The following is a 23,894-nucleotide window of genomic DNA, read 5'->3' on the forward strand; positions in this document are numbered from 1 at the left end:
GACCTGGATCGTGAGATGTCCCGTCTGGTGGAGAACAACATCCGCTATCGCTCCACCGTGGAGATGATGATGCGTAAGGTGGCGACCCTTCGGGATGCCATCGGTGAAGGGGTGAAATAAAGGAAGGGGAATGACCATGGATCTTCTGGGAGCCATTAAAGTCAGCAGCTCGGCTCTGACAGCCCATCGAACCAAGATGAATGTGGTGGCGGAAAATATTGCCAACTCTGAGACCACGCGTACCGCCGAGGGCGGTCCTTACCAGCGCAAGATGGTGGTCTACGAAAAGCAGACGCCTGAAAGTTTCGATTCGATGCTCAAAAACGAAATGACCCGGGGCGACAGGGTGAAGGTGACCGAGATCGTCAGCTCCCCGGATGACTTTCGCCTGGAGTACAACCCGGCCCATCCGGACGCGGACCCGGAAACGGGCTACGTGAAAATGCCCAACGTGGATATTCTCTCTGAAGTGGCCGACATGATGGTGGCCAGGCGTTCCTACGACGCCAGCGCAACGGCCGTCGAGAACTCAAAAAATATGATCATGAAAGCCCTGGAGATCGGGCGCTGATAGGTGAAAGGTTTTTAGATGAAGATTTCCCAGCTCACATCGGGCGCCTCCGCCCTGCAACCGTCGGACACCGCGTCTCCCCTGTCTGGACCCTCCTTTGAAGATCGCTTTAAAGGGGCCGTGGCAGAGGTCAACGCCAAGCAGCAGGTGGCCGATGGCGCCGTGGAGCAGGTCGTGGCCGGAAAAATGGGTATCCATGAAGGGATGCTGGCTCTCCAGGAAGCGGACATCTCCATGAAGGCTCTGCTTCAGGTCCGTAACAAGGTCATCTCCGCCTACAATGATGTGATGAAGATGCAGGTATAACCTCTCCTTCTGCTGTCTGGCCGCCCCTCCCGTGATGCTGTTCTATTCTGATCGAGGAGCCCGTTTTACGCCGTCTGCCACGAGGTAACCCGCAGATGTTCCAGTTTTTCCAACAGATTCGTTCCGTTCTCGATAAGATGCCCCTCTCGCGCAAGATTGCGGTGGGCGCCCTCCTTTTTTTAGTGATCAGCCTCTTTGCCGGGATTATTTTCTGGAGCAACATGGTGGAGTATCGCCCGCTTTACAGCGGCCTCTCCCCGGAAGATGCCTCCCAGGTGGTGACCCGTCTGAAAGATCTCAAAATCCCTTACAAGCTGGAGAATGGCGGCGCTGGTGTTTCGGTGCCGGAAGATAAGCTCTATGACCTGCGCCTGACCCTGGCTGCCGAAGGCCTGCCCAAGGGAGGTGGGGTGGGGTTTGAGATTTTCAATAAGACCGAATTCGGAACCACGGAATTTGTGCAGAAACTCAATTTCCAGAGAGCCCTTCAGGGAGAGCTGGCCCGCACCATCCGTGAAATTGACGAGGTGCGTGATGCCCGGGTGCTGATCGTGATGCCCAAGGACTCCGTCTTTGTGGAGGAGTCCAAGCCTCCTTCGGCCTCCGTCCTCCTCAAATTACGCAAGAGCCTGCCCCAGGGCCAGGTGGATGCGGTCGTGCATCTGGTGGCCAGTTCGGTGGAAGATCTGACGCCGGATCGGGTCACCGTGGTGGATTCTCGGGGAAAGATTCTCTCCAGTGGCACCCCGGAGGATGCCGACAAGCAGCTTCTGAATTCCCAGCTGTCATACAAACTCGCGTATGAGCGCAACGTGACCCAACGTATTCAAAGTATGCTGGAGCGGATTGTCGGCCAGGGAAAATGCATCGTTCGTGTGACGGTCGATATGGATTTCTCCCGTGTGGATGTCAGCGAAGAGCTCTTCGACCCCGATGGTCAGGTGGTGAGGAGTCGGCAAAATGTTGCGGAAAAGAGCGACAAGACCAACCTGGGTCCGGATAAGATCTCCAGCGTAAACCCTCTGGCGGATCTGGATCCCAATCGGCGTACCGAGAGCCGCGAGAAAAACGATGATACGATTAACTATGAGATCAGTCGGACCACCCGTCGGACCACCCGCCCCCTGGGGGAGGTGAAGCGTCTCTCCGTCGCGGCGGTTCTTGACGGAACCTATACGATTGAAACCGCAGAGGACAGCACCCGCAGTCGAAAATATCACGCAAGAACCCCGGAAGAGATGAAGCTCTTCTCCACCATCGTTCGTCAGGCCATGGGGTACAGTGAAGATCGGGAAGATCAGGTCTCGGTGGAGTCGATTCCCTTTACCATGGACGATGGCTGGGAGTTGGAAAAAGTACCGGCAACCGGTGTGGATAAGCTGGTGGAAGATTATGGCAAGGTGGGGCTCAATCTGCTGGCCATTCTTTTGGTCTTTCTCTTTGTGGTTCGCCCCTTGATTCGTGCCCTGCGGGAGGCGGGACAAGGGGATACCGATGAGTTGTTAGAGGAAGAGGATGACGGCGTCACGGTCTCCATCGGCGCCGAAGCCCTGGCTGAGTCAGGGGTTCGGGAAGGCACGGCCCAGGAGCGGGCCATGCGTCTGGTGCGTGAGGATGTGGACAAAGCGGCCAATATCATCAAGGGCTGGCTGGGGGAGGAGTAACAATGGCTGGAGAGAATGCACAAGTCGGTGAGAAGAAGATGGCGGGTCCCATGAAGGCCGCGATCTTTCTACTTTCACTGGGCGAAGGCCGCGCTGCCGAGGTGTTTAAAAAATTGAGTGATGCGGAGATTCGGCAGGTGGCGACGACCATGACGCAGATTCGAGAGATTCTGCCCGAAGACCTTGCCGCCGTGGCCGAAGAATTTATTGAACGTTTTGAAGGGGATACCAAGCTGATGGTCGAGTCCGGCGATTTCCTCCGGAATGTCATCAAAAATACCTTGCCCGCAGATCGGGCCGAGGAGATCTTGAAAGAGATCGAAGCCCTGCAGCGAGACAAGCCCTTTGGCTGGAGTCGTGACGTGAACGTCTCGGCCCTGTCCACGGCCCTGCTCCTGGAACACCCCCAGACCATCGCCATGATTATGGCCCATCTGCCCCCGGATATTGCCGCGGACGTTTTGATCTCCTTTCCCGAGGAGATGAAAGGGGATGTTGCCTTGAGGGTGGCCCGCATCGGCCAGATCCCCGAGGAGATCGTCCGAGACGTGGACGGTGCCCTTAAAGATGAACTCAAGAATATGGTCAGCTCCGGCGGCAAGGTCGGCGGGCTCCAGGTGCTGGTGGATATTATTGGTGGCGTGGACAAGGCCACCGAAGACACCGTGATGGAGATGATCGAAGAAGAAGACATGGAGATGGCCATGAACGTTCGGGACATGATGTTTGTCTTCGAAGACATGGTGGGCGTCGACGACCGGGGCATGCGCGAAGTGCTGAAACGGGTGGAAGGGGCACAGTTGACAATCGCCCTGAAGACCGCCAGCGAAGAGATGAAGAACAAAATCCTTGGCAACCTCTCTTCTCGAGCCGCCGAGATGATTCTGGAAGACCTCGAGGTGATGGGGCCAGTGAAGCTCTCCGAGGTGGAGGCATCGCAGCAGGCCGTGGTGCAGGCGGCCAAAGATCTGGAAGCCGAAGGCACCATTACCCTGGCCGGCAAAGGCAAGGACGATGTGTTGGTGTAAAGGGGCTCCTGCCAGTGGCGGGTAGACGGTTTGGGGACACGGTTCACGGGAAGGGAGGTCCTTCTCGGCCGGGTCCTGTGGCAGAGCATGGTGTCCCGTTGGGGATGGAATCATAAGACCTTTGAGGGGCTGCAAGGTCACCGGCAGGGTGTGGAGAGGGTATGGCAGAGGACGGATTTCGCCCCTTGGTGAATGTCTCTTCGGGCGGGTTTGAGAAAAAAGCCAACGCCGGGGGGGCCGATCGTTTTAACCGGCTGGAGTTCAAACAGGAAGAGTCCCCGGAGTTCAAGCAGGAAGCCCCACAGCCTGAGGCTTCGGAGGCGAGTGAGTCCGTCGAGACGGCTCCGGAACCCTGGGCCGATATGGTTTACGAAGAGGCCCCGTCTGCACCTGAAGAGGGGGCTCTCGTTTCTGAGCCGGGCTCTCCTGCGACTGAAGAGACGGGCCTGGCAGTGACCGATGCGGCCCCTGTCGAACCGGATCCCGGTATTCTTGAGGTGGAACGTCAGGCCTTTGAGATGGGGTTTGAAAAGGGCGAGCGGGAAGGATTCAGCAAGGGGGAAGAGCGGGCCATGGAGATGCTGGTTCGTTTGGAAAATCTGATCCTCGGTTTTGAAGGCGCATGGCGCCGGAGCTGTGAGAATCGTGAACAACAGCTGGTGAGCCTGGCTCTGGTGGTGGCTGAAAAAGTGGCCCTGGCCAAAGCCGATCGGGATGACGAAATGGCCGCTCGGGCTCTGGTGGAGGCTCTCGCTGCCCTGGAAAACCCGGGGACCTGTACGGTGCGCGTGCATCCCGACGATTTTGATTCGGTGGAACGCCTTCGAGGAGACCTCTTTCAACGGGTCGCAAATCTTCAGGAGATTACCATCCTCCCTGACAGCGCGGTAGATGAGGGGGAGGTTCGACTGGAAAGCGATAACGGCTGGCTGGAAACCGACGCCAGAAAACGCCTGGATGAGGTGCTTTCCCGCGTAGGGGAAGCGGCCGGACTCTCGAATTTTGGGGCCGGGGAGGCCACCGGTGGAGAATAACGCAGGGCCCTGGGAGGCCATGGAAGAGGCGGCAAAACAGACCCGTCTCTTTTCGTCGGAAGGCCGTGTCGAACAGGTCCTGGGGCTTGTGGTGGAAGGCCGCGGCCTCAAGGCCGGTATCGGGAGTCTTGTGACCATTCTCTCTTCCTCCGGTCACGCCCTGACAGGGGAAGTGGTGGGCTTCCGTGAGGGACGCGTCGTGGTCATGCCCTATGGAGATATCGCAGGGGTGTGTGAAGGGGACCGAATCCGCCTGTCAGAAGCGGAACCCGCAGCCAGTGTGGGCGATGGTTTTTTGGGCCGCGTGGTCGATGGCTTGGGACACCCCATTGATGGCAAAGGCCCCCTGGGGCCTTGTGTGGATTACCCTCTTTATGGCAAGCCCATCAACCCCATGCAGCGGCGTGCCGTGGATGAGTTCCTGGATGTGGGGATCTCCGCCATTAACCTGATGACCCCGGTGGGCAGGGGACAGCGAGTGGCCATTATGGCGGGCTCCGGCGTGGGTAAAAGTGTGCTCATGGGCATGATGACCCGCTACACCGAAGCCGAGGTTGTGGTCATTGGTCTCATTGGCGAGCGTGGCCGTGAAGTGAAAGATTTTGTGGACAAAACCCTGGGGAAAGAGGGGCTGGCGCGGGCCGTGGTGGTGGCCGCGACCTCAGACAGCCCGCCCCTGGTACGCATGCGTGGCGCGTATCAGGCCACAGCCCTGGCGGAATACTACCGCGATCAGGGCAAAGACGTGCTCCTGATTATCGATTCCATTACCCGTTTTGCCATGTCTTCCAGAGATGTCGGCCTCTCGGCCGGCGAGGCTCCCACCAACCGGGGGTACACCTCCTCTTTTTTTGTAAAAATTCCTGTGTTGCTGGAACGCGCCGGAGCCGTTGAAGGCAAGGGCTCCATCACCGGATTTTATACCACTCTGGTGGAAGGGGACGACATGAACGACCCCGTGGGGGACACCGTTCGATCCATCGTGGATGGCCACATCGTTCTCTCCCGAGACCTGGCCAATCGGGGGCATTATCCTGCCATCGAGGTTTTGGGCAGCGTCAGCCGTGTGGCAAACGATGTGGTGGGGCCGGATCACCTGGCCCTGAGGCGTCGGCTCCAGGGGCTTATGTCCACCTATCGGCAGTCGGAAGACATGATCGCCATTGGTGCCTACAACCAGGGCAGCAATGCCCAGATCGACGAAGCCATCGCCCTGAAACCGAAGATCGACGAGCTGCTCTGCCAGAACGTGGAGATGAAATGCAGCTATGGCGTCTCTCTGAATCGGTTGAAGGCCTTGTTTATGGCTTAGCGCCACAGGTTCGCGAATGCTCTCACCCTTCGTTTCCCAGGGTGATCACTTTCGTAGATGGCGCAGCCCGTGGCCCAAGAGGCCACCGCTTCGATGGCTGATTAAAACCTGTTTGTCAAACGTTTCAAAAGTTTGGCCCCCGGCAGGGCCGCCGGAGGCCTTTTTTATGAAAAAATTTACATTCAAGCTGGATTCGGTGCTTTCCCTGCGCCTTCACAAGGAGCGTCTTGTCATGCAGGAGGTGGGGGCGCTCACCCAGGAGCTGGCACGTGTGAAGGCTGTGATGGCGGCGCTGGAGAAGGAGCGGTTCGAGGTCGAAGGGAACCTGGCCCAGCGCATGAGCGGTGGGATGAGCGGTGCCGAGCTTCAGGGGGTTCAGGCTTACATTAAAGGGATTGCGGGGCAGTGGGGAGAGGAGCTGGCTCTGTGTGACAAGGTGCAGCTTTATCTTGATGCCAAGCGGGGTGAGTTGGCCCGATGCGCCGTGGACCGGAAAGCCATGGAGACCCTCCGGGACAGGCAGCGCGAGGCTTTTTTACGCGAGCAGGACGCGGAACAGCGCAAACAGGACGAAGAAACGGTCCTGGTGCATCGGGCTGCCATGGCCCGAAACAGGAAGTGAGACGTGATGAAGGCGATGAAACAGGTGATGATGGGTGTGGTGATTGTTCTGGGGCTTTTCGGCTCCGCGTGGGGGGCCGATTCTCCCCCGGAGGACACGGCCGGTGTGGAAGAAAAAGCCGCGGCTCCCGCTCCAGAGACTCCCGAGGTGCTTTTTCGGGGGCTTGAGGCCAAGCGTCTTGCCCTGGAAGAGCGGGCCGAAGCGATTCGCCTGGAGGAGAAGAAGCTCAAAGAGCTCAAGGCCGAGCTGGAGGAGAGCCGTGAGGCGTTGGAAACACTTCGGCAACAAATCGAGACCAGCCTGAGCCGACTCGAAGTGAAAGAGAAGGCCGTCAATGAAGTCCAGCGTTTGGAAGAGGCCAAGAGAATCAAGCAGCTCGTCAAGCTGTATTCCAGCATGAAACCCAAGCAGGCCGCGGCCATCGTGGACAAAATGGATATCGTCATTGCAGAGCGTCTCTTCATGAACCTGAAAGGGGAGGTGGCCGGTAAGATTTTAGCGTATGTCGAGCAGCCCAAGGCGGCCCGCATCAGCGAACGTCTGGCTGAAACCCTGGATGACCTTCCAGAGGTGAAGTAGGGATAGGCAAAAAACAATCTCTTTAAAAATAGTCAAAGGGTCGCGATTTTCGAAATCGGGACCCTTTTTTTATGCTTTTGATGGTGCCTTAGAGCTTAAAAGTGGAAGGTTTTGTCGATGGTTTTGATGTAGAGAATGTTGTTTTCCTTTTTGACGAAGACGTTGATTTGAAGATCCTGGCCCTTTTCTTTCAGGAGTTCTTCCAGTTGGAGTGTGGCCTTGTTGTCCGTGAGAAGGCGCTTGATCCGTTCCGAATCAGGAAATTGCAGAAGAATTTCTTCATGGGCGGCCGGTTCCACTTCGCCACAGGGGATGATCTTCCCGGAGTTGCCGATGAGCCGTCCCATCTCTTCTTCACTTGCGTTGGCGTAGATTTTAGCCACCAGGTAATCCACGGCACCCAGCCCGTATAACGGCAGTTCACACAGGGCGATGATAAACCCTCTGGGGCGTTTGCGTGAGACCTGAATCTTTTCGACGGTCTCCTTGCAGTAGGGCTGCCGAGTCAGGGTGTAGATGCCCTTCTCTTCTTCGAGCATGTAGACGACGTTGATACGATCGCCCATCCCTTTTTCCCCCTCAGTGATCTCCTCAACACGCGGTGCGACCATGGTGAGGCCAGACGCACATCCCATGGCAAAGAGGAGGCCTGCGAGGCAGATGAGGCTGATGATTTTTTTCAGTTGCATGGTGTTCTCCCGTTGTTCAGTTGTGGGATGAGGCTCAGGGATCAATCGACGAGGGGGGTGAGGCCCAGATGTTTCATGTTCTCCCGAACTTTTTCGGACAGGGAGTAGTTAAGGACTTCACGAATAACGCCAGAGGGCTGGCCACGGGTGATCAGGGAGAAGGTCTGCATGTAGGGGTATTTCTTGCTTGTGGGCTTCATGCCGTCGACGGAAAAGGTTTTTATGTTGCTGTACTTGGAGACCACGCTACGCGTGGCAAAGGAGATCGCCCCGGGAATGTGGCTCACCGCTTCCACGGCCGTGGAGGCTTTAGCGGCCTGGTAGTCGAATTTCATCTGTGAGGCCCCCATGGCTTGCCTGACAAAGTTGACATAGGCCGCCGTCTCTTGGATGGGCGTGATAATGCGGACCGGCAGGTCGGGTCCTCCCACCTCTTTCCAGTTGGTGATGTGGCCGCTGAAGAGCCGCCTCACCTCGGTGAGAGAGAGGTTGCTGACGGTGATCTCTTTGCAGGCGATGACCACCATGGGGTCTTTGCAGATGGGAATGGCCACGAGCCCGCTTTTTTTATCCTCGGGAGACAGCTTAAGGGCTGATGCGGCCAGTTCACAGAAACCGTTTTTCAATCGATTGACCGAGATCTGGGACGAGAACACGTGGAGGGTGACACCAAGGCCTGTGGTTTTTTTGAAGTCGTCTAAGACCACTCGGCCGAAGGCCTCGGCGATTTGTGAGGAACAGCTGGCGTTGACCACCCCCTGGGCAAGAACCGCAGGGGGCAGTGCACAAGCAAGGGCCGTAAGTAAAACGAAAAGAGCTTTTTTAGGGGTTGTCATGGCGTCTCTCTGGGTAGAAGGTTATGATTTTATAATTCTAAAAATGAAAATTCTTTTTGTGTGCGTGACCGGGAACAACGATACGTATAAACAGAGATAAGGTAAAGAGTCAATGTTTCGGCTCTGCTCATATGAGGAAAAAATGAGCAGAGCAGATCCCCTGAGGGGATCCATGTGTCATGCTCGTATACCACCTTGAACATCGATCACAGAGGAGATGGGTGGTCATACAATTTTGTTGACAGCAAAAAAGAGAACAGCCTATACTTTTTGGTAATGCTATACAGGGTTCGGCCATGACGAACAATCGTCGGTCTGGTCCGGGACCCATTTCATTTTCATACCTCGGGGACGGTTTTTTTTCGGATGCCCGGTACGTCGTGACGAGAGGGGGACCACCATGCAGGTTCGAGGAGGAAAGGCGTTGGTCAGTGAGGTCCAGGAAAAGGGCCTGTGCGTCGACTGTGGGGGCTGTGTGGGGCTCTGCCCCTATTTTCGAAGCCACCGGGGGCGTGTGGCCATGCTCTTTGACTGTGGCCTGGACGAAGGCCGGTGCCATGCACATTGCCCCAAGGTGGAGGTCGATTTGGATGCGGTCAGTCGACAGATCCCGGGCGTTCCCTATACCGAGGCACCTGCCGGTTATTTTCGCCGTATGGTCAAGACCCGTGCCGGGGAAAAGATGGTGGGACGGGCGCCCTATCAGAATGGCGGAACGGTCTCTTCTCTTTTGGCGCTGGCTTTTGATTCTGGATTGATTGATGCCGCTGCTTTAACCGATCGGGAGGGGCTGATACCTCGGCCCCGGGTGGTCACCGATGTGGCCGGGGTGCTGGCCTGTGCGTCATCGAAGTACATGGCCTCCCCCACGGTGTCTGCGGTTCATGAAGCGATTGCGGCAGGTTTTCAGCGCATCGCTTTTGTGGGGACCCCCTGCCAGGCGACCTCTGTGGGGCAGATGCGGTGCCAGATCCCTGGCCACAGCGAAAACGGCCCCATCGCCCTGACCATCGGCCTGTTCTGTACCTGGGCCCTGGACGCCAGGGCATTGACCTCCATGGCGTCAGCAGAGATGGATCTTCAGGCCATTACAGGGATGGATGTTCCCCCGCCCCCTGCCTCGGTTTTTTCCTTTAAAACTCAAAACGGGTCCGTGGATATCCCCCTTGAGCGCGTGCGGGAAGCGATTCCCGAGGGCTGTCGGATCTGCCCGGACATGACCGCCGAATTTACCGATCTGTCTGTGGGTGCGCTGGAGGGAGACACCACCTGGAACAGCCTCATCTGCCGAACGGCGGCCGGTGAAGCCCTTTTCGATGCGGCTCTTAAAAAGGGGTATCTGGAAGCGGCCCCCATGGATCCGGCCCAGGCAGCAGGGCTTCTCAAGGCCTCCGCCGTTAAGAAGGCCCGGGCCATGGCAAGGGCTCGGGAAGAGGGGCTGTTGAATAATGCAGAAGGGGCTTCGGCTCTCCGGGTGGAGCCCGCGGTTGTGGATCGGATTCTGGGAGGGACAGGCCAGTGAGCGGGGAACCCACCGCGTAAGTTTGCATCTCAGGAGGTGGTCTTACCGCCGAAGTTATTCCGATTAACACCCCTCTCTGAATTGAAACCGGCGTACCCACAGCCTGTGGGTGTGGGGCGCAAGTGGTCGGCCCTCAGGCTCCGCGCGAATGCGCAGGCAGTACCGCTCGAAGTAACGACGTCCCTGTCGCATTCGCAAACCCGCTTTCAAGGTGGCACACCTTGCCACCGGAGGCTGCTTTTTTCACGTCCATCAGGGAGGAGAGATGAGCCATCTGCATGAGGAGAAGCCGGGGAATCGCCGGCTCTGTATGGGAAACGAAGCCATCGTCAGAGGAGCCCTGGAGGCCGGTGTTGCGGTGGCGGCGGGTTATCCTGGGACCCCAGCATCCGAGATCATCGAGACGCTTTCGGCCCTGGCCGGTCCGATGAACCTTTATGTGGAATGGTCTGTCAACGAAAAGGTCGCTTTGGAGGTGGCGTCCTCCGCATCCTTTGCGGGGCTTCGAAGTCTGGCGGTTATGAAGCAGCCCGGGCTGAATGTCGCCTCTGATTACCTGCTTCATTTGTCGGGTTCCGGCACCCGCGGGGGGATGGTGCTGGTCTCAGCAGACGATCCCGGAGCGCTCTCCAGCGTGAATGAAGGGGAGACCCGCCCCTATGCCAAGCTGATGGAAGTGCCGCTGCTGGAGCCGGGGGATTTTCAGGAGGCCAAGGAGATGACCGTCTGGGCCTTTGAACTCTCTGAAACCATTCGGAATGTGGTGCTGCTGCGCACCGTGACCCGGCTCTCCCATGCCAGCGGGACCGTCGTGATGGGGGAACTGCCCGAGACGGAGAAGCAGGCACGCTTTAAGCACGATGGCTTTATCATCGACCCCATGGAAGGGGTGGTGATGAGCCCGCCGGTGGAGTGGAAACACAGCCAGCAGCAGGAAAAGCTGAAACAGGCTCAGGCTCTTTTTGAAACCTCTCCCTTTAATACCTACGAAGGCCCGGATGCCCCTGAATTGCTGATTATTACCAGCTCGGTCTGCACCCTCTACTGCAAAGAGGCCGTGGCGCTTCTGGATGTGGGGGAAAGGGTGGGGATCCTGAAACTCGGCACCACCTGGCCCCTGCCTGAAAAGTGGGTGAAGAAACACCTGGCCACATCCGACACGGTCCTGGTGGTGGAAGAGGTGCTCCCCTTCCTCGAAGGCGAGATCAAAATCCTTGCTGCTGAGTCCGTGGCTGAAATCGGCGCGAAAACGTTTTACGGCAAAAAAGAGGGAAGCCTTCCCACCACCGGTGAGATGAACCCGGATCGCGTGGTGGCCGCCCTCTCCACCATTCTGGGTGTTGAGTACATCGGCCAGGAGGCCGCCTATGCCCAGAGGGCCAATGAGATCTCTTTTGCGGGGGCGCCCAATCGGGAAGCCACCTTTTGCCCGGGTTGTCCCCATCGGGCCTCATTCTGGTCCATCAACACGGCTCTCTCCATGGACAACCGGAACGGGTTTGTCTGCGGGGATATCGGCTGCTACTCCATGGCGGTCCTCCCGGCAGGCTTCTCCACCCTTAAAACCCTCCACGCCATGGGCTCGGGCACCGGGGTGGCCAGTGGCTTCGGGAAACTCTCACCCTTCGGTATGGACCAATCCGTGGTCGCCGTCTGCGGGGACAGCACTTTTTTTCATTCGGTCCTGCCCCCCCTGGTCAACGCCATTCACCACCAGTCAGATCTTACCCTCATCGTCCTGGATAACAGCGGCACTGCCATGACCGGCTTCCAGTCCCATCCGGGCCTTGCTGCCAACGCCATGGGGGAGATTGCCGCCGTCATCGATATCCCGACCGTCTGCCAGGCCCTCGGCGCCAGGGTGAAGGTGGCCGATCCCTTTGAGGTCATGAAAACCCGGGAACTTCTCTTGGGACTGCTCGATGAGAAAGGCGTGAAGGTCCTGGTCCTGAAGCAGGCCTGCGCCCTGAGCCCTGAAAAGAAACACAGCAAAGCCTGGGAGATGACCATTGATGAATCCATCTGCCTGGGAGACACCTGCGGCTGTAACCGCTTCTGTACCCGCATCTTCGCTTGCCCCGGCCTTGTCTGGGATAAAGAAAAAGGCAAAGCCCACATCGATGAGGTGGTCTGTACCGGCTGCGGCGTCTGCGCCGAGATCTGCCCAGTGGGCGCTATCGGAAAAGGGAGGGCAGAGAAAAAGGGAAAAAAGCGTGCCTCCGGCGGCGAGGTGAGCCACCTCGAAAGCTGATTGCCCCTGCGCTTTCTCCTTCGTTCCTCAGGAAAAAGCGCAGGGGCGTTCGCCGCGGGCTGTGCCCGCCACCAAAGCGGGTGACTGTCCGGGCATTGTGACAAGCTCTGTGAGGGTGTGGACTCGGTGTCATCACTTAGTCGACATTGTTCGGAGTATGAAGTGCTCTCGGTGTTCCCCGGCTCATGCGCTTGTGACATACGTTGATTGGCCTCAAACTTAGCGCGAATGCGGACGCATTTCAGCCCGGAGTTACGACTCCCGATGCGCATTCGCAAACCAGCTTTCAAGGTGGCACACCTTGCCGCCGGAGGCAGGCTTTTACCCGGACAAGGAGACGAGAACCTATGGAGACCATTGGACTTCCTCATGATCCATACAATTTGATTATTACGGGTGTGGGCGGGCAGGGGAATGTGATGACTTCGCGGACCCTTGGGGGCATGCTGGCCTCCCAGGGGCTTTTTGTTACCATCGGGGAGACTTTCGGGGCGTCCCAGCGGGGCGGGTCGGTGATGAGTCATCTGCGTTTTTCCAGGCGATCGAGCTGGTCCCCGCAGATTCCTTTGGGGCAGGCGCATATGGTGGTCTCCATGGAGCCCTCAGAGGCCATTCGGGTGCTCAAGGATTTTGGGAACCGCGGGGTGAAGGTGATCACCAACACGCGGCCGTTTCTGCCGGTGGGGGTGATCTCGGGGCAGCTTAACTATCCGTCGGAGGATGAGATCCGGGACTGGGTCAATGAGATGACGGAGGCCGCCTGGTTTCTTAACGCCACGGAGGAGGCGGTCAAGATCGGGGCGCCGGTGCTGGGCAACGTCATCATGGCGGGTGCCTTGGCGGGATCAAAGGCGCTTCCCCTGCCGAGGGCCCTATTTGAAGGGGCGGTGCGTGAGCGATTTGAAGGGGAGAGACTGGCGCAGAACCTCGCAGCATTTGATGTGGGGTACGCGGCCGTTGCCGGCTGAGCACCCCGCATCATGCTGTGAACGATAGGAGAGTGTGATGAAGAAACTCCCTGTGTGGGGGAGTGGTTTGGTATATTACACGGACCGTGCCAGAAGAGGATAAAAAAAGGATAAGCCCGAAACACAGGGGTTTTATCGTATTTTCAAGGGAGGGTGCTGGCCAGGAAATGTGGCGGGGAAAAATCAGATGGATCCAAAAGAGTCATTGTGCGCCGGCCTGTGGGAGAAAATACCACACAGGCCGGTGTTTTGTTTTTTTATAACTATTCAGATAGTGCCTCCGGCGGCCCTGCCGGGGGCTAAATTTTTGCATAATTTTATAAAGAAGGGTTTAACAAACAGGTTTTAAAAAATTCTTCTTGAATGAATTTTGTTTTAAATGCGGATGTGATTTGACCCGAGGAACGAGGGGCAAAGCGCATCCGCAACCTGCTTTCAAGGTGGCACACCTTGCCGCCGGAGGCTTTTTTTGGAGCTGAACCGTTACGTTTTTTTTAACGGAATGAGGCCATCGGTGAAAACGGTCACAGCGCCAGGGTGCGCCCCACTTCAATGGGTTGGTAGGCATCACCAAAGACCTCGCGGAACCGATTCAGGCTCCAGTCACAGCTGTCATGGGGGGAGAGCCCCACGGCGGTGACACCGGCCTGTTGGATGGCATCCATGCCGCGCTGGACATCCTCTTCGGTAAGGCCGTTCCACGGCATGCGATCAGACCCTACAAGCTTTTGCAGATTGAGGGGGCCAAGCATCATTCGTCCCCCATGGATGGGGTAGTGCAGGCCACCGATCACAGCAAAGATGGGGTGGGGGAAAAGGGCCTGGCATCGTTCGAGGAGGCGTTCGATGGTGGGGTGCCCGCATCCGATGATCAGCGCCATGCCTTTGCCCTCAACGTGGATGGCCAGGGCCTGTTCTACAGTATAGCCCATAATAAAAAGGGACCGCCCCATGGGGCCCAGGGACCAGACACCCGGAGCGAGCTCGCGGGGTGCCGTGACGGTGACGGCATGGCACCCCGTTGGGAGGGCACCGGTCAGGGTCTCCGGGGTGTAGACGGGAAGGTCAGAGCAGGGGGAGGCTCCGGGCGAAAAGGAGAACCGTTTCTCTTTTTCTTCGGGGATGCCTCCCACATGATCCCGATGGAGATGGCTGAGCACGAGGGCGTCCAGACTGCCCAGGTCCACGCCGAGTTTTTTTGCGTTGGCGAGCAGGGGCGAGGGATCCTCGCATTTTTCGTTGGCGCCCACGTCAAGAAGGATCCGGGTGTCGCCCGCTGTTACGAGATAGGAGACTCCCGCCTCGGTGGCGAGGGTCTCATCGGCGGCGTGGAAATCCACCAGGGGGAGGATGGAGAGGGTGGGGACAGACCCTGAGGAGTCGAGTTCCGGGGGAAGGAAGGCTGCGTCTTCCTGCTCCTGGCGATGGATGCCCCGGACCAGTTTACGTTTGAGCAGCGACAAGGGGGCGATAATGACGAGGGCGAGAATCAACATGAGGTAGGCCATGGGTTTCTCCGGCTAAGGGTGGCAGTATCTGTAACAAAAAGTGCCTCCGGCGGCGAGGTGAGCCACCTCGAAAGCTCATTTGCGAATGCGTATCGGTTGTCGTTAATCTCAGCACCTCGCGTCCGCATTCGCGTGAAGGGTGAGGGGCTGCAACGTTCGTCACAAGTGCACGAATGGTCGGTGCTTCCTTGCCAACTCACGGGTTGACATTAACCGGAATAACTCCGGCGGCAAGGTGTGCCACCTTGAAAGCTGGTTGCGAATGCGCTTTGCCCCGCGCTTGTCGCGCCGGAGGCATGTTCGCTTTTTTCTTAGATCTTCACTACCTGATCCAGCTCGATTCCTTTGCGGCCCTCTTTGACGGTGGCCGCGGCGACGGTGGGGTCGTGTTCGAAAAAGAGCGTCCAGTTCTTGGCCACGGCTTGCTTGAGGACCCCTTCTTTTTCGGACATAATGAGCAGGGGCTGGTTGTCGTAGCCCATGTGCCAGGGGATGGGTATATGGGCTGAGGTGGGGATCAAATCGCCGCAAAAAAGAAGGGACTCGGTCTCTCCCGTGATAAGGGGGAGCTGCTGGCCGCAGGTGTGGCCGTCGGAGAAAAGCAGTTCAATGCCATCAATGGGGAGGTTGTTGCCGTCCAGGACCCTCAACTGTCCGTTTGTTTCCATGGGGGTCCAGTTTTCGGCAAAGAAGCTCGCCCGGTCCCGCAGGGTGGGATATTTGGCCCAGTTAAGCTGACGTTTCTGAATGTAGTAGGTGGCGTTGGGAAAGGTGGGGACGGCGTTTCCTTCTTTGAGAAAGGTGGTGCCCCCTGCGTGATCGAAGTGGAGATGGGTGAGGATGACGTCGGTGATCTCGGCGGTGGAGAGACCGTAATCGCGCAGCGCCTCATCGGGACTGCGGGTGGCGGTGACGCCGTAGATGGCCAGCTCTTTTTCGCTGAATTTCGTGCCGCAACCGGTGTCGATCAGGATATTGCGTCCGTGCCCGCAAAGCAGCAGGGAGCGTGACTTTAAAGGGATGCGATTCTTGGCATCCGACGGGATCTTACGGTCCCAGAGCGGCTTGGGAACCACTCCAAACATGGCCCCTCCGTCCAGAAGAAAATCACACATCTCCACCGCATGGCATTTGTATCCACCCACGTCCATTGTTGCCTCTCCCTCGTTGAAAGATGAACCCCAACATCCCGGCCCAAGCCTGCCACACTTTTTCTCAAGAACGGTATCCTACTTGATTTAACCTGTAAATACCTGAATATTCGAGGTGGACAATGTTACCGGAAGGGGCGGGAGAGAACGCGAGGTCTGTCTCCGGGATGTTTTTAAGCCGCCTTGCTCAGTTGGTCGATGCGTCGGTCTTTCTCTTCCCAGACGCCGTTGATCCAGCTCTGGAAGTGAGCGCGGAAGTCTGGGTCGTTTTCATAGGAGCCGATGATGTCGTCGGTGACCTCCATATGTTCTACATGAACTTTGACGGCATCGATCTTGCCGCAGAGGTATTCCCAGAAGCTTTTCGTTCCCTTGGGGTAGACGATGGTGACGTTGACGATCCCGGTCATCAATTCGCCCATGGAGCCGAGGACAAAGGCGACACCGCCGGCTTTGGGTTTGAGAAGGTGGGTAAAGGGGGAGTTCTGCCTGCTGTGTTTGCCCGGAGTGAATCGGGTGCCCTCGACAAAGTTGACGATGGAGACCGGAATGGTTTTGTATTTTTCGCAGGCCTTTCGGGTGACTTCGGTATCTTTTCCCCTGAGGTGGGGGTTTTTCTTCAGGAACTCTTTGGAGTAGCGCTTCATGAAGGGAAAATCCATGGCCCACCAGGCCAGCCCCATAATGGGCACCCAGATGAGTTCTTTTTTTAAAAAGAATTTGAGAAAGGGGATTTTTCGGTTGAGGACCCGCTGGAGGATGAGGATGTCGACCCAGCTTTGATGGTTGCTGATGACGAGGTACCACATCTCTTTGCTCAGGCCCTCGGTTCCGGTGATTTCGAGGTCGAAATCCTGCATGAGCCACATATTGAAGGTGTTCACGTCGATCCATGTGGTGGCGAGCACATCCAGGATTTTTCGGGAGATGAGTTGCCAGAAGGAGAAGGGGATCAAAAACTTGGTGACGGCGATGATCACAAGGGGGACAACGATGACAACGGAGTTGAGAAGGTAGAGCAGAAAGGCGAGCGCTCCCCTGACTGGACGGGGCAGAAAGGATCTCATGGTGGGTGATCTCCGTGCTTGTGTGATGAATGAAATAAATAACCGGTTTTGGAAAAGACGCCGTCCCCATTGTGACGGCCCCTGCGGTGGTGATGTTTGGGTCTGTCCGTTTTCTTAGCCGGTTGGTTTTGCGAAGATTGTAAGCAAACATCATGCCTGGATATAAAACAAGGCAAAAGTGGCTGTAACTACAGGCTTCTTGGTTTTTGTGGGGGAAGGCACCTTCAGGGAGAGAGGGCCGGGGTGTGCAAATCAAGCCCTCTGAATCGCATGATTTGTACATGGTCCCGCTGGTTTTGGCAGGCCCGTCGCAGGGCCCTTGCCGGGAGGCTGCCAGCGATCACAGGCGAGGCAGGCCTCACAACAGCTCCGGCAGGGGCGCCGGGGGGGACTTTTTTAAGCGCTTGGGGGCCTAACCCGGCTCGCCCGAAGGGTGAGAAAATCAGACAGAATACAGTGGATCACATTTTGCCTTTTTGAAACGACTGAAAATATGACTGCGAAGAACTGTCATTACAGATTATTCCTTGGCTCTGGTTGTTTTCTCATGAAATAGCCGGGCTAAGCGTTGTCACGCTGAGTCATCGCCTCGTAGGTGAGGGCGGTTCCACCGAAGATGTCCAGGGCACTGCCCACGGTAAAGTCGATGGCCCCTTTGCCCAAAAGCCCGATGGTGTCGATATCGGAGAGGGACCGAATCCCTCCGGCATAGGTTACCGGGTGCTGCCCCCACTGCCCTAAAAGGGCCACCAGAGGCTCTTCAATACCGGAGACCATGCCTTCTACGTCCACCCCGTGGATGAGGAATTCGTGGCAGGATGTGGCCAGTCGGTCGAGCAGGGGGAGGGTAATCACTTCCTTCGTCCATGTCTGCCATCGGTCGGTGACGATGCGGTAGCCCTCTGAGCTTCGCCTGCAGCTTAAGTCCAGGACGAGGCGCTCTTTTCCGACCGTTTTTACCAGCCGGGAGAGGCGCTCTTCATCAATTTTTCCGTCATGGAAGACGTGGGAGGTGACGATGATGGACGCAGCCCCCCGGTCGAGCCAGTCACCTGCATTTTCACAGGTGATCCCACCCCCGATCTGCAGGCCGCCGGGCCAGGCAGCCAGGGCCCCCCGGGCGGCGTCCTGGTTCCCGGCGCCCAACTGAATGATGTGACCGCCGGTGAGGTTGTCTTTTCTGTAGAGTTCGGCAAACCACGACGCCGGGTGGGTGGCAGAAAAGTTGGTGGTGGGCGCCGCGTCTCCGTCCGTTAACGTGCCGCCCACGATCTGTTTGACGACCCCCTGGTGGAGGTCGATGCAGGGTCTGAATTTCATGGTGTCTCGTCCCGAAGGCGTCTTCAGCCAGTGATGTAGGTGGCGCATGAGTTTTCAGATTCCCAGGCCGAGACACGGGAAATCCGGATGCCGTCCACGTCGATGCGGTGCTCCAACTCTTTGGCGATATACATGGCAATGTGCTCAGATGAGGCGGGGACATCTTTAAAGATCTCCAACTCATTGAGAAAGGTATGATCCAAGGTGTTGATGACCTCTTTGAGCTCTGTTTTGATGATCCCAAAGTCCATGAGGACCCCGCCTTTGTCGAGCTTTTCACCCTGAACGTAGACCTCAATGTGCCAGTTGTGGCCGTGGAGATTTTCACACTTTTTTCCCACCATGGTGAGTTTATGTGCCGCCGCAAAACGAGTGGTGACTTTCAATTCAAACATGCGCCCTCCTTTTTAGTAACCTGAACCCTTGAGTAGGTTTTTCAGCCTGTTGGTGAACTTTTCCGAGTCGAGTTTTTCAAACTCTCGAAGTAATTTCTCCTGCTTTTTGGAGAGTTTCTTCGGGGTGGTGATCTCCACCTGAATGATCTGATCGCCTCGTCGACCTCCTCGCAGGGAAGGAATGCCTTTGCCGGGGAAACGCAAAGTGTCTGCGTACTGTGTCCCGGCCGGGATCTTGAGGCTCTCCTCACCTTCCAGGGTGGGGATGGGGATGGTGGCCCCCAGGGCCGCCTGAGTGAAGGAAATTTCCACCAGGCAGATGATGTCGTTTTCGCTGCGCTGGAAGTGCTTGTGGGGACGCACGCTGATGAAGACGTACAGGTCACCGGCGGGGCCTCCGTTGGGGCTGGCCTCTCCTTCACTGGTGAGGCGCAGGCGGGAGTCGGTGTCCACGCCGGCAGGAATCTTTAAAGAGACGGTTTTGCTGACGGCGATCTGGCCACGGCCCCGGCATTCGGGACAGGGACTTTTAATGGACTTTCCAAGGCCCTGGCAGGCAGGACAGGTGGAACGCACCGTGAAAAATCCCTGGCTCTGGGTGTGCTGGCCTGTGCCTTTGCAGAGGTGGCAGACTTCGGGCTCGGTACCGGGCTTGCAGCCGTTGCCCTTGCACGTGGGGCAGGTCTGGCGTTTGTCCAGGTGGATCTCTTTTTCCGTGCCGAAGGCGGCCTCTTCGAAGGTGATGGTGAGATCGTACCGAAGGTCGGCGCCACGTTGAACACGACTTCTGCCGCGTCCCTGGCCCCGGCCACCGCCTCCTCCCATCCCGAAGAAGCCTTCGAAGATGTCCCCAAAGTTGGAGAAGATATCGTCAAATCCACCGGACCCGGAGAATCCATTGCCCTCAAGGCCCTGGTGACCGTGCTGGTCGTAGATCTGTCGTTTTTTGGCGTCGGTGAGGACATCGTAGGCTTCAGCAGCCTCCTTGAACTTGTCTTCAGCTTCCTGGTCGCCCGGATTTCGATCGGGATGGAATTTCAGTGCCAGCTTGCGATATTTTTTTTTCAGTTCCTCGGCACTTGCCTCGCGATCGACGCCGAGGATTTCGTAGTAGTCTCTTTTCGTCGTCATGTATATTTCCGATACGCTTCCAACAGGTTGTCACGATTGACCAATTGTGATATTTTTCATGGCTTGGTCCTGCGATGCGCCCCAGAGGGGCACGGGATCATTATTAAAGGCTGCCCAAAACATGCGGCAAGGCCATCGGCGTGGTTCCGCCACTACTTAAGGTGATGTTCATAAAGGGCGCACCCCTCCCATGTCGGCAGAACCATGGACTAAATTAATTCAGAATCTGGTGTTGTCAATGAATAATGTAGAGCTTCCCTTTATTCGGGAGATGTTTGACGCCATTGCCCCGAAGTATGATTTTTTGAATCGAAGCCTGAGTTTGTACCAGGATGTGATCTGGCGACGCCGGGCCATTGCCTCTCTCGGGCTTGGAAACGGGCGCGGAAAAAAAATGCTCGATGTGGCCTGTGGCACCTGCGATATGGCCATTGAAGCGGCCCGACGAACCCAGGGGCGACTCACCGTCACCGCCACCGATTTTTCCTTTAACATGCTGGCCTTAGGGAACATCAAGGTGGCCCATGAGCCCCATGGTAAGGCGATTTCCCTGGCCCAGGGCAACGGCCTGGCTCTCCCCAGCTTCGATGCGGCCTACGACGCCGTTACCATTGCCTTTGGTATCCGCAATATTATGGACCGCAAGGGCGCCCTCCAGGAGTTTCACCGTTGTCTCAAAAATAACGGCCGCGTGGCCGTTCTGGAACTCACCACCCCCACACATACATTGCTCCGGAGCCTCTATCTCCTCTATTTCCAGAAAGTCCTCCCCCTCATTGGCGGGCTCTTCTCCAAAAATCGAGGGGCTTACACCTACCTCCCCGAGTCGGTCCTTAAATTTCCCAGCCACGCCGAATTCAAGGCCATTATGACCGACGCGGGCTTCACCGAGGTTCAGGCCCGTCCCATGACCTTTGGAATCGTCACCCTCTTTACCGGGAAGAAAGCCTGAGAAGAGAGGCTCCCCTGATTCTTTCATGACGGTGTTGACTCAAAGAGTCGGAGACAGACGAAACGAGCCGTGGACAGATGTGTTCACGGCTCGTTTTGTTTCTATCGGTCGGTTTTGGGAGCGGTTTAGGGCCTCGTCAGCAGATTTTTAGCGGTGCTGATCTCCACAAAGGAAGCGCCATTGGTGGCGCCGAAGTGGCCGGCCAGGACGACGAGGAGGTCCTCTTCGGTGAAGGCGCCCTGGGCCATGAGGCCGGTCAGCGTTTTGTGGAGGAACTCGTTGGTGGTCTGGTTGAGTTTCATGTAGCTGCCGTGGACGCCAAAGGAGAGGGCGAGCTCGCGCATGGTGCGTTTGCTGTAGCACTGGGCGTAGATGGGGTTTTCTCCCCGGTAGGCGGCCAGGCCCCTTATGGTGCGTCCGGTGAGGGTGTCAGCGACAATGGCTTTGGTCGGAAGGCGCAGGGCGGCTTTGACGGCAGCCTTGGTGAGGTAGTCCGTGGTGACGCTCTCCGGGGTGTACGGGGTGTCGTTGAAGGTGCTTCGGCTCTCTTCGACTTCCAGGGCGATGCGGGTCATGGTCTGGACCGCCTCCACCGGGTATTTGCCGTTGGCCGTTTCTCCGGAGAGCATGATGGCGTCGGTGCCGTCAAGGCAGGCATTGCCCACATCGGAGACTTCCGCTCGGGTGGGGCGTGGGGCGTGGATCATGGAGTGGAGCATCTGGGTGGCAATGATCACGGGTTTTCTTTTCTCCACGCATTTTTTTACCAGTCTTTTCTGGATGAGGGGGATCCGCTCCGCCGGAATTTCGATGGCCAGATCACCCCGGGCGATCATGGCACCGAAGGCGCAGTCCAGGATCTCATCGATGTTGTCGAGCCCTTCCTGATTTTCGATTTTGGCAATAATCTTTGCCTGGCTTCCCTGGGCGTCCAGGATCGCCTGAACGTCCAGAATGTCCTCTTTCTTCCGCACAAACGAGTGGGCGATGAAGTCGACGTCCTGTTCGGCCGAGTACTTGATGAACGCGATGTCTTTTTCCGTGAGGGCGGGCAGGTTGATGGTCACATCGGGGATGTTGATGCTTTTTCGGCCCTTGATGGCCCCATCGTTTTCTACCCGGCAGTGGAGGGTTCGGTCTGTCTTTCCGATGACAGACAGGGCGATGTCGCCATCGTCGATGAGGAGCTGGCTTCCCACGGGGACATCGGTGGCCAGTTTGTCGTATGAGACGCAGAGGAGGCCGGGCTTCGAGGCGCCGGTGGCGTCACCTCGGACATCGATGGCATCTCCGGCGGTGACCGCCAGCTCGCCTTCCATGGGCACGGTACGAATTTCAGGGCCCTTGGTGTCGACCATGATGGCGAGGTGTTCAGAGACGGCACGCACATTGTCGATGACCTTCTGGGCATCGTCTGTGGTCATGTGGGCCGTGTTGAGGCGTACCACATTCATCCCGGCAGCAAAAAGCTCATTTAAAAAATCAACATCACATTTCAGGTTGGAAATAGTCGCTACGATTTTTGTCTTTTTTTCCAAGGGTCATCCGCCTTATTCGTCATCTGGGTTCCGCCGCAATCCGAGGCATCCAGCATCTTTTGGGATGATTGCAGATCGTCAAAGACGCGGTTGCGGCCGCCTTGATTCCATGGGTTACTCTACAGGAAGCGTTATCAAAATAAAACGGTTCATTCCGGCGGGACAGATTTGGGTTCCCGTGTGCGGCGGGGAGGTCTCGATGCCGGGATACCCTTCGGATTATGCTATGGGGCGCGCTCCAGGTATGATATAAAAAGAAGTGTGTTTATCGTTACTTGTGGAGAACCTCCCTTCCTTTTGTCTTGTTTTTGTTTCTTTTTGAGCCCTGGGCACACAGGGTTACCAGCGAAATATCCCAGAAAAAAAAGAGTTCGCAGGCATTGGCTCTGATGGCCGACTCCGGTGCCGCCTTTCACTTAAACAATCCAATCAGAGAGACAAGCCGATGAATGTATTGGTCGTGGATGATGAGATACTCTCCGTGGAACTCCTTAAACAGGCGCTGACCACCATGGGATATCAGGTAAGCGTTCGTGAAAACGGCAGTGAGGCCCTTGCCTACCTTCGGGATCATGGGGATTGCCGGATCATGATCACCGACTGGGAGATGCCGGACATCGATGGGCTGGAGTTGACCCGCCGGGTTCGTCAGGAGAGCCTGGGCCACTATGTTTACATCATCATGGTGACCAGTCGGGGGGGGACCGCCAACGTGGTGGAGGGGCTGGAGGCCGGGGCAGATGACTTTATGTCCAAGCCTTTTCATCCGGCCGAGTTGGAGGTGCGATTGCGGTCGGGGTTGCGCTTGATGGCCCTTGAGGCGAGCAACATGACGATTTTCGCGCTGGCCAAGCTTGCGGAATCCCGGGATCCGGAAACCGGGGCGCATCTGGAACGGGTCCGCGGCTACTCCCGGGCGTTGGCGGCTCATATGGCCTCGAACAGCCCCTGCCGTCACGAGATTGATGCTACCTTTATTGAAAATATTTATCTCACCGCCCCGTTGCACGATATCGGCAAGGTGGCGATCCCGGATCATGTGTTGCTCAAGCCCGGACGTCTGACCGATGCGGAGTTCGAAATCATGAAAAGGCATACCACCGAAGGAGCGGCCACGTTGAATTCGGTTCTGGAGGTCGCGCCCCATGCCTCCTTTCTCAAGGTGGCACGGGATATTGCCTTGTGTCACCATGAACGCTATGACGGCACCGGGTATCCACGGGGGCTGAAAGGGACGGATATCCCTCTTTCTGCCCGTATCTTCAGTGTGGCCGATGTCTATGACGCCTTGATCTCCAAGCGTGTCTATAAATCTGCCTTCAGCCATGACGTGGCGAAGAGTTTGATCATGGAAGGCGACGGGACCCAGTTTGATTCACAGGTTGTGGCGGCTTTCTTGGCTTTGGAAACGACCTTTCAAACCATTGTGAAAACTCAGGCGGAACCCTGA

Annotated in this window: 22 protein-coding genes; 13 read left to right on the forward strand and 9 right to left on the reverse strand. The window is 57.1% G+C overall.

Going from position 1 to position 23,894, the window contains the following annotated elements; genetic code table 11:
* The first annotated feature begins 130 nt into the window (after positions 1–130).
* From flgC to Q1Q75_RS02615, 8 genes are all read left to right on the forward strand, one after another.
* Positions 131–571 carry a flagellar basal body rod protein FlgC gene (gene flgC, locus Q1Q75_RS02580; protein WP_300667453.1) on the forward strand — a complete coding sequence of 147 codons (441 nt, stop codon included), beginning with the start codon at positions 131–133 and terminating at the stop codon, positions 569–571.
* 18 nt (positions 572–589) lie between these two features.
* Positions 590–877: a flagellar hook-basal body complex protein FliE gene (fliE, locus tag Q1Q75_RS02585; RefSeq protein ID WP_300667454.1), complete on the forward strand. Its 288-nt coding sequence runs from the start codon at positions 590–592 to the stop codon at positions 875–877.
* A gap of 95 nt (positions 878–972) precedes the next feature.
* A complete protein-coding gene (gene fliF, locus Q1Q75_RS02590) occupies positions 973–2,541 on the forward strand; it encodes a flagellar basal-body MS-ring/collar protein FliF (protein WP_300667455.1) in 1,569 nt (522 codons plus the stop codon).
* Between the two features lie 2 nt (positions 2,542–2,543).
* Positions 2,544–3,569, forward strand: coding sequence for a flagellar motor switch protein FliG (gene fliG / locus Q1Q75_RS02595; RefSeq protein WP_300667456.1), 1,026 nt, complete (start codon positions 2,544–2,546; stop codon positions 3,567–3,569).
* A gap of 161 nt (positions 3,570–3,730) precedes the next feature.
* Entirely contained in the window at positions 3,731–4,603 is an 873-nt protein-coding gene (locus Q1Q75_RS02600) for a FliH/SctL family protein (RefSeq protein ID WP_300667457.1), read from the forward strand.
* The gene (locus Q1Q75_RS02605) at positions 4,593–5,915 is read left to right on the forward strand and encodes a FliI/YscN family ATPase (RefSeq protein ID WP_300667458.1); all 1,323 of its coding nucleotides are present in this window, start codon (positions 4,593–4,595) and stop codon (positions 5,913–5,915) included. The genes Q1Q75_RS02600 and Q1Q75_RS02605 overlap by 11 nt, the downstream gene beginning before the upstream one ends.
* A gap of 166 nt (positions 5,916–6,081) precedes the next feature.
* A complete protein-coding gene (gene fliJ / locus Q1Q75_RS02610) occupies positions 6,082–6,537 on the forward strand; it encodes a flagellar export protein FliJ (protein ID WP_300667459.1) in 456 nt (151 codons plus the stop codon).
* A 3-nt stretch (positions 6,538–6,540) separates the two neighbouring features.
* Positions 6,541–7,116, forward strand: a complete 576-nt coding sequence (locus Q1Q75_RS02615; protein ID WP_300667460.1) for a hypothetical protein — start codon at positions 6,541–6,543, stop codon at positions 7,114–7,116.
* 95 nt (positions 7,117–7,211) lie between these two features.
* Here the strand turns inward: Q1Q75_RS02615 and Q1Q75_RS02620 are convergent, their stop codons facing one another.
* A complete protein-coding gene (locus Q1Q75_RS02620) occupies positions 7,212–7,805 on the reverse strand; it encodes a hypothetical protein (protein ID WP_300667461.1) in 594 nt (197 codons plus the stop codon).
* 41 nt (positions 7,806–7,846) lie between these two features.
* Entirely contained in the window at positions 7,847–8,641 is a 795-nt protein-coding gene (locus tag Q1Q75_RS02625) for a substrate-binding domain-containing protein (protein WP_300667462.1), read from the reverse strand.
* Between the two features lie 400 nt (positions 8,642–9,041).
* On the opposite strand from Q1Q75_RS02625, the gene Q1Q75_RS02630 reads away from it, so the two are divergent.
* The 3 genes from Q1Q75_RS02630 (at position 9,042) to Q1Q75_RS02640 (ending at position 13,382) form a co-directional block, all read left to right on the forward strand.
* On the forward strand, positions 9,042–10,163 hold the full coding sequence (locus tag Q1Q75_RS02630; protein WP_300667463.1) for a Coenzyme F420 hydrogenase/dehydrogenase, beta subunit C-terminal domain: 1,122 nt from the start codon (positions 9,042–9,044) through the stop codon (positions 10,161–10,163).
* 265 nt (positions 10,164–10,428) lie between these two features.
* Positions 10,429–12,414 carry an indolepyruvate ferredoxin oxidoreductase subunit alpha gene (locus Q1Q75_RS02635; protein ID WP_300667464.1) on the forward strand — a complete coding sequence of 662 codons (1,986 nt, stop codon included), beginning with the start codon at positions 10,429–10,431 and terminating at the stop codon, positions 12,412–12,414.
* A 347-nt stretch (positions 12,415–12,761) separates the two neighbouring features.
* Positions 12,762–13,382 carry an indolepyruvate oxidoreductase subunit beta gene (locus Q1Q75_RS02640; RefSeq protein WP_300667465.1) on the forward strand — a complete coding sequence of 207 codons (621 nt, stop codon included), beginning with the start codon at positions 12,762–12,764 and terminating at the stop codon, positions 13,380–13,382.
* 524 nt (positions 13,383–13,906) lie between these two features.
* On the opposite strand, the gene Q1Q75_RS02645 is transcribed toward Q1Q75_RS02640, so the two are convergent.
* The 6 genes from Q1Q75_RS02645 to dnaJ form a co-directional block, all read right to left on the reverse strand.
* On the reverse strand, positions 13,907–14,890 hold the full coding sequence (locus Q1Q75_RS02645) for an MBL fold metallo-hydrolase (RefSeq protein WP_300667466.1): 984 nt from the start codon (positions 14,888–14,890) through the stop codon (positions 13,907–13,909).
* A 311-nt stretch (positions 14,891–15,201) separates the two neighbouring features.
* Positions 15,202–16,041, reverse strand: a complete 840-nt coding sequence (locus Q1Q75_RS02650) for an MBL fold metallo-hydrolase (RefSeq protein WP_300667467.1) — start codon at positions 16,039–16,041, stop codon at positions 15,202–15,204.
* 173 nt (positions 16,042–16,214) lie between these two features.
* Positions 16,215–17,108 carry an acyltransferase gene (locus Q1Q75_RS02655; protein ID WP_300667468.1) on the reverse strand — a complete coding sequence of 298 codons (894 nt, stop codon included), beginning with the start codon at positions 17,106–17,108 and terminating at the stop codon, positions 16,215–16,217.
* A 561-nt stretch (positions 17,109–17,669) separates the two neighbouring features.
* On the reverse strand, positions 17,670–18,428 hold the full coding sequence (hisA, locus tag Q1Q75_RS02660; protein WP_300667469.1) for a phosphoribosylformimino-5-aminoimidazole carboxamide ribotide isomerase: 759 nt from the start codon (positions 18,426–18,428) through the stop codon (positions 17,670–17,672).
* 23 nt (positions 18,429–18,451) lie between these two features.
* Positions 18,452–18,823 carry a 6-carboxytetrahydropterin synthase QueD gene (queD, locus tag Q1Q75_RS02665; RefSeq protein WP_300667470.1) on the reverse strand — a complete coding sequence of 124 codons (372 nt, stop codon included), beginning with the start codon at positions 18,821–18,823 and terminating at the stop codon, positions 18,452–18,454.
* A 12-nt stretch (positions 18,824–18,835) separates the two neighbouring features.
* A complete protein-coding gene (gene dnaJ, locus Q1Q75_RS02670; RefSeq protein WP_300667471.1) occupies positions 18,836–19,954 on the reverse strand; it encodes a molecular chaperone DnaJ in 1,119 nt (372 codons plus the stop codon).
* Positions 19,955–20,192: 238 nt separating this feature from the next.
* On the opposite strand from dnaJ, the gene ubiE reads away from it, so the two are divergent.
* The gene (ubiE, locus tag Q1Q75_RS02675) at positions 20,193–20,906 is read left to right on the forward strand and encodes a bifunctional demethylmenaquinone methyltransferase/2-methoxy-6-polyprenyl-1,4-benzoquinol methylase UbiE (RefSeq protein ID WP_300667472.1); all 714 of its coding nucleotides are present in this window, start codon (positions 20,193–20,195) and stop codon (positions 20,904–20,906) included.
* Between the two features lie 125 nt (positions 20,907–21,031).
* Here the strand turns inward: ubiE and pyk are convergent, their stop codons facing one another.
* Positions 21,032–22,444 carry a pyruvate kinase gene (pyk, locus tag Q1Q75_RS02680; protein WP_300667473.1) on the reverse strand — a complete coding sequence of 471 codons (1,413 nt, stop codon included), beginning with the start codon at positions 22,442–22,444 and terminating at the stop codon, positions 21,032–21,034.
* A 445-nt stretch (positions 22,445–22,889) separates the two neighbouring features.
* Here pyk and Q1Q75_RS02685 point away from each other — a divergent pair, with 445 nt between their 5' ends.
* A complete protein-coding gene (locus Q1Q75_RS02685) occupies positions 22,890–23,894 on the forward strand; it encodes an HD domain-containing phosphohydrolase (RefSeq protein WP_300667474.1) in 1,005 nt (334 codons plus the stop codon).

This window comes from Desulfoluna sp. (assembly GCF_030145185.1).
In the GTDB taxonomy this organism is placed as follows: domain Bacteria; phylum Desulfobacterota; class Desulfobacteria; order Desulfobacterales; family Desulfolunaceae; genus Desulfoluna.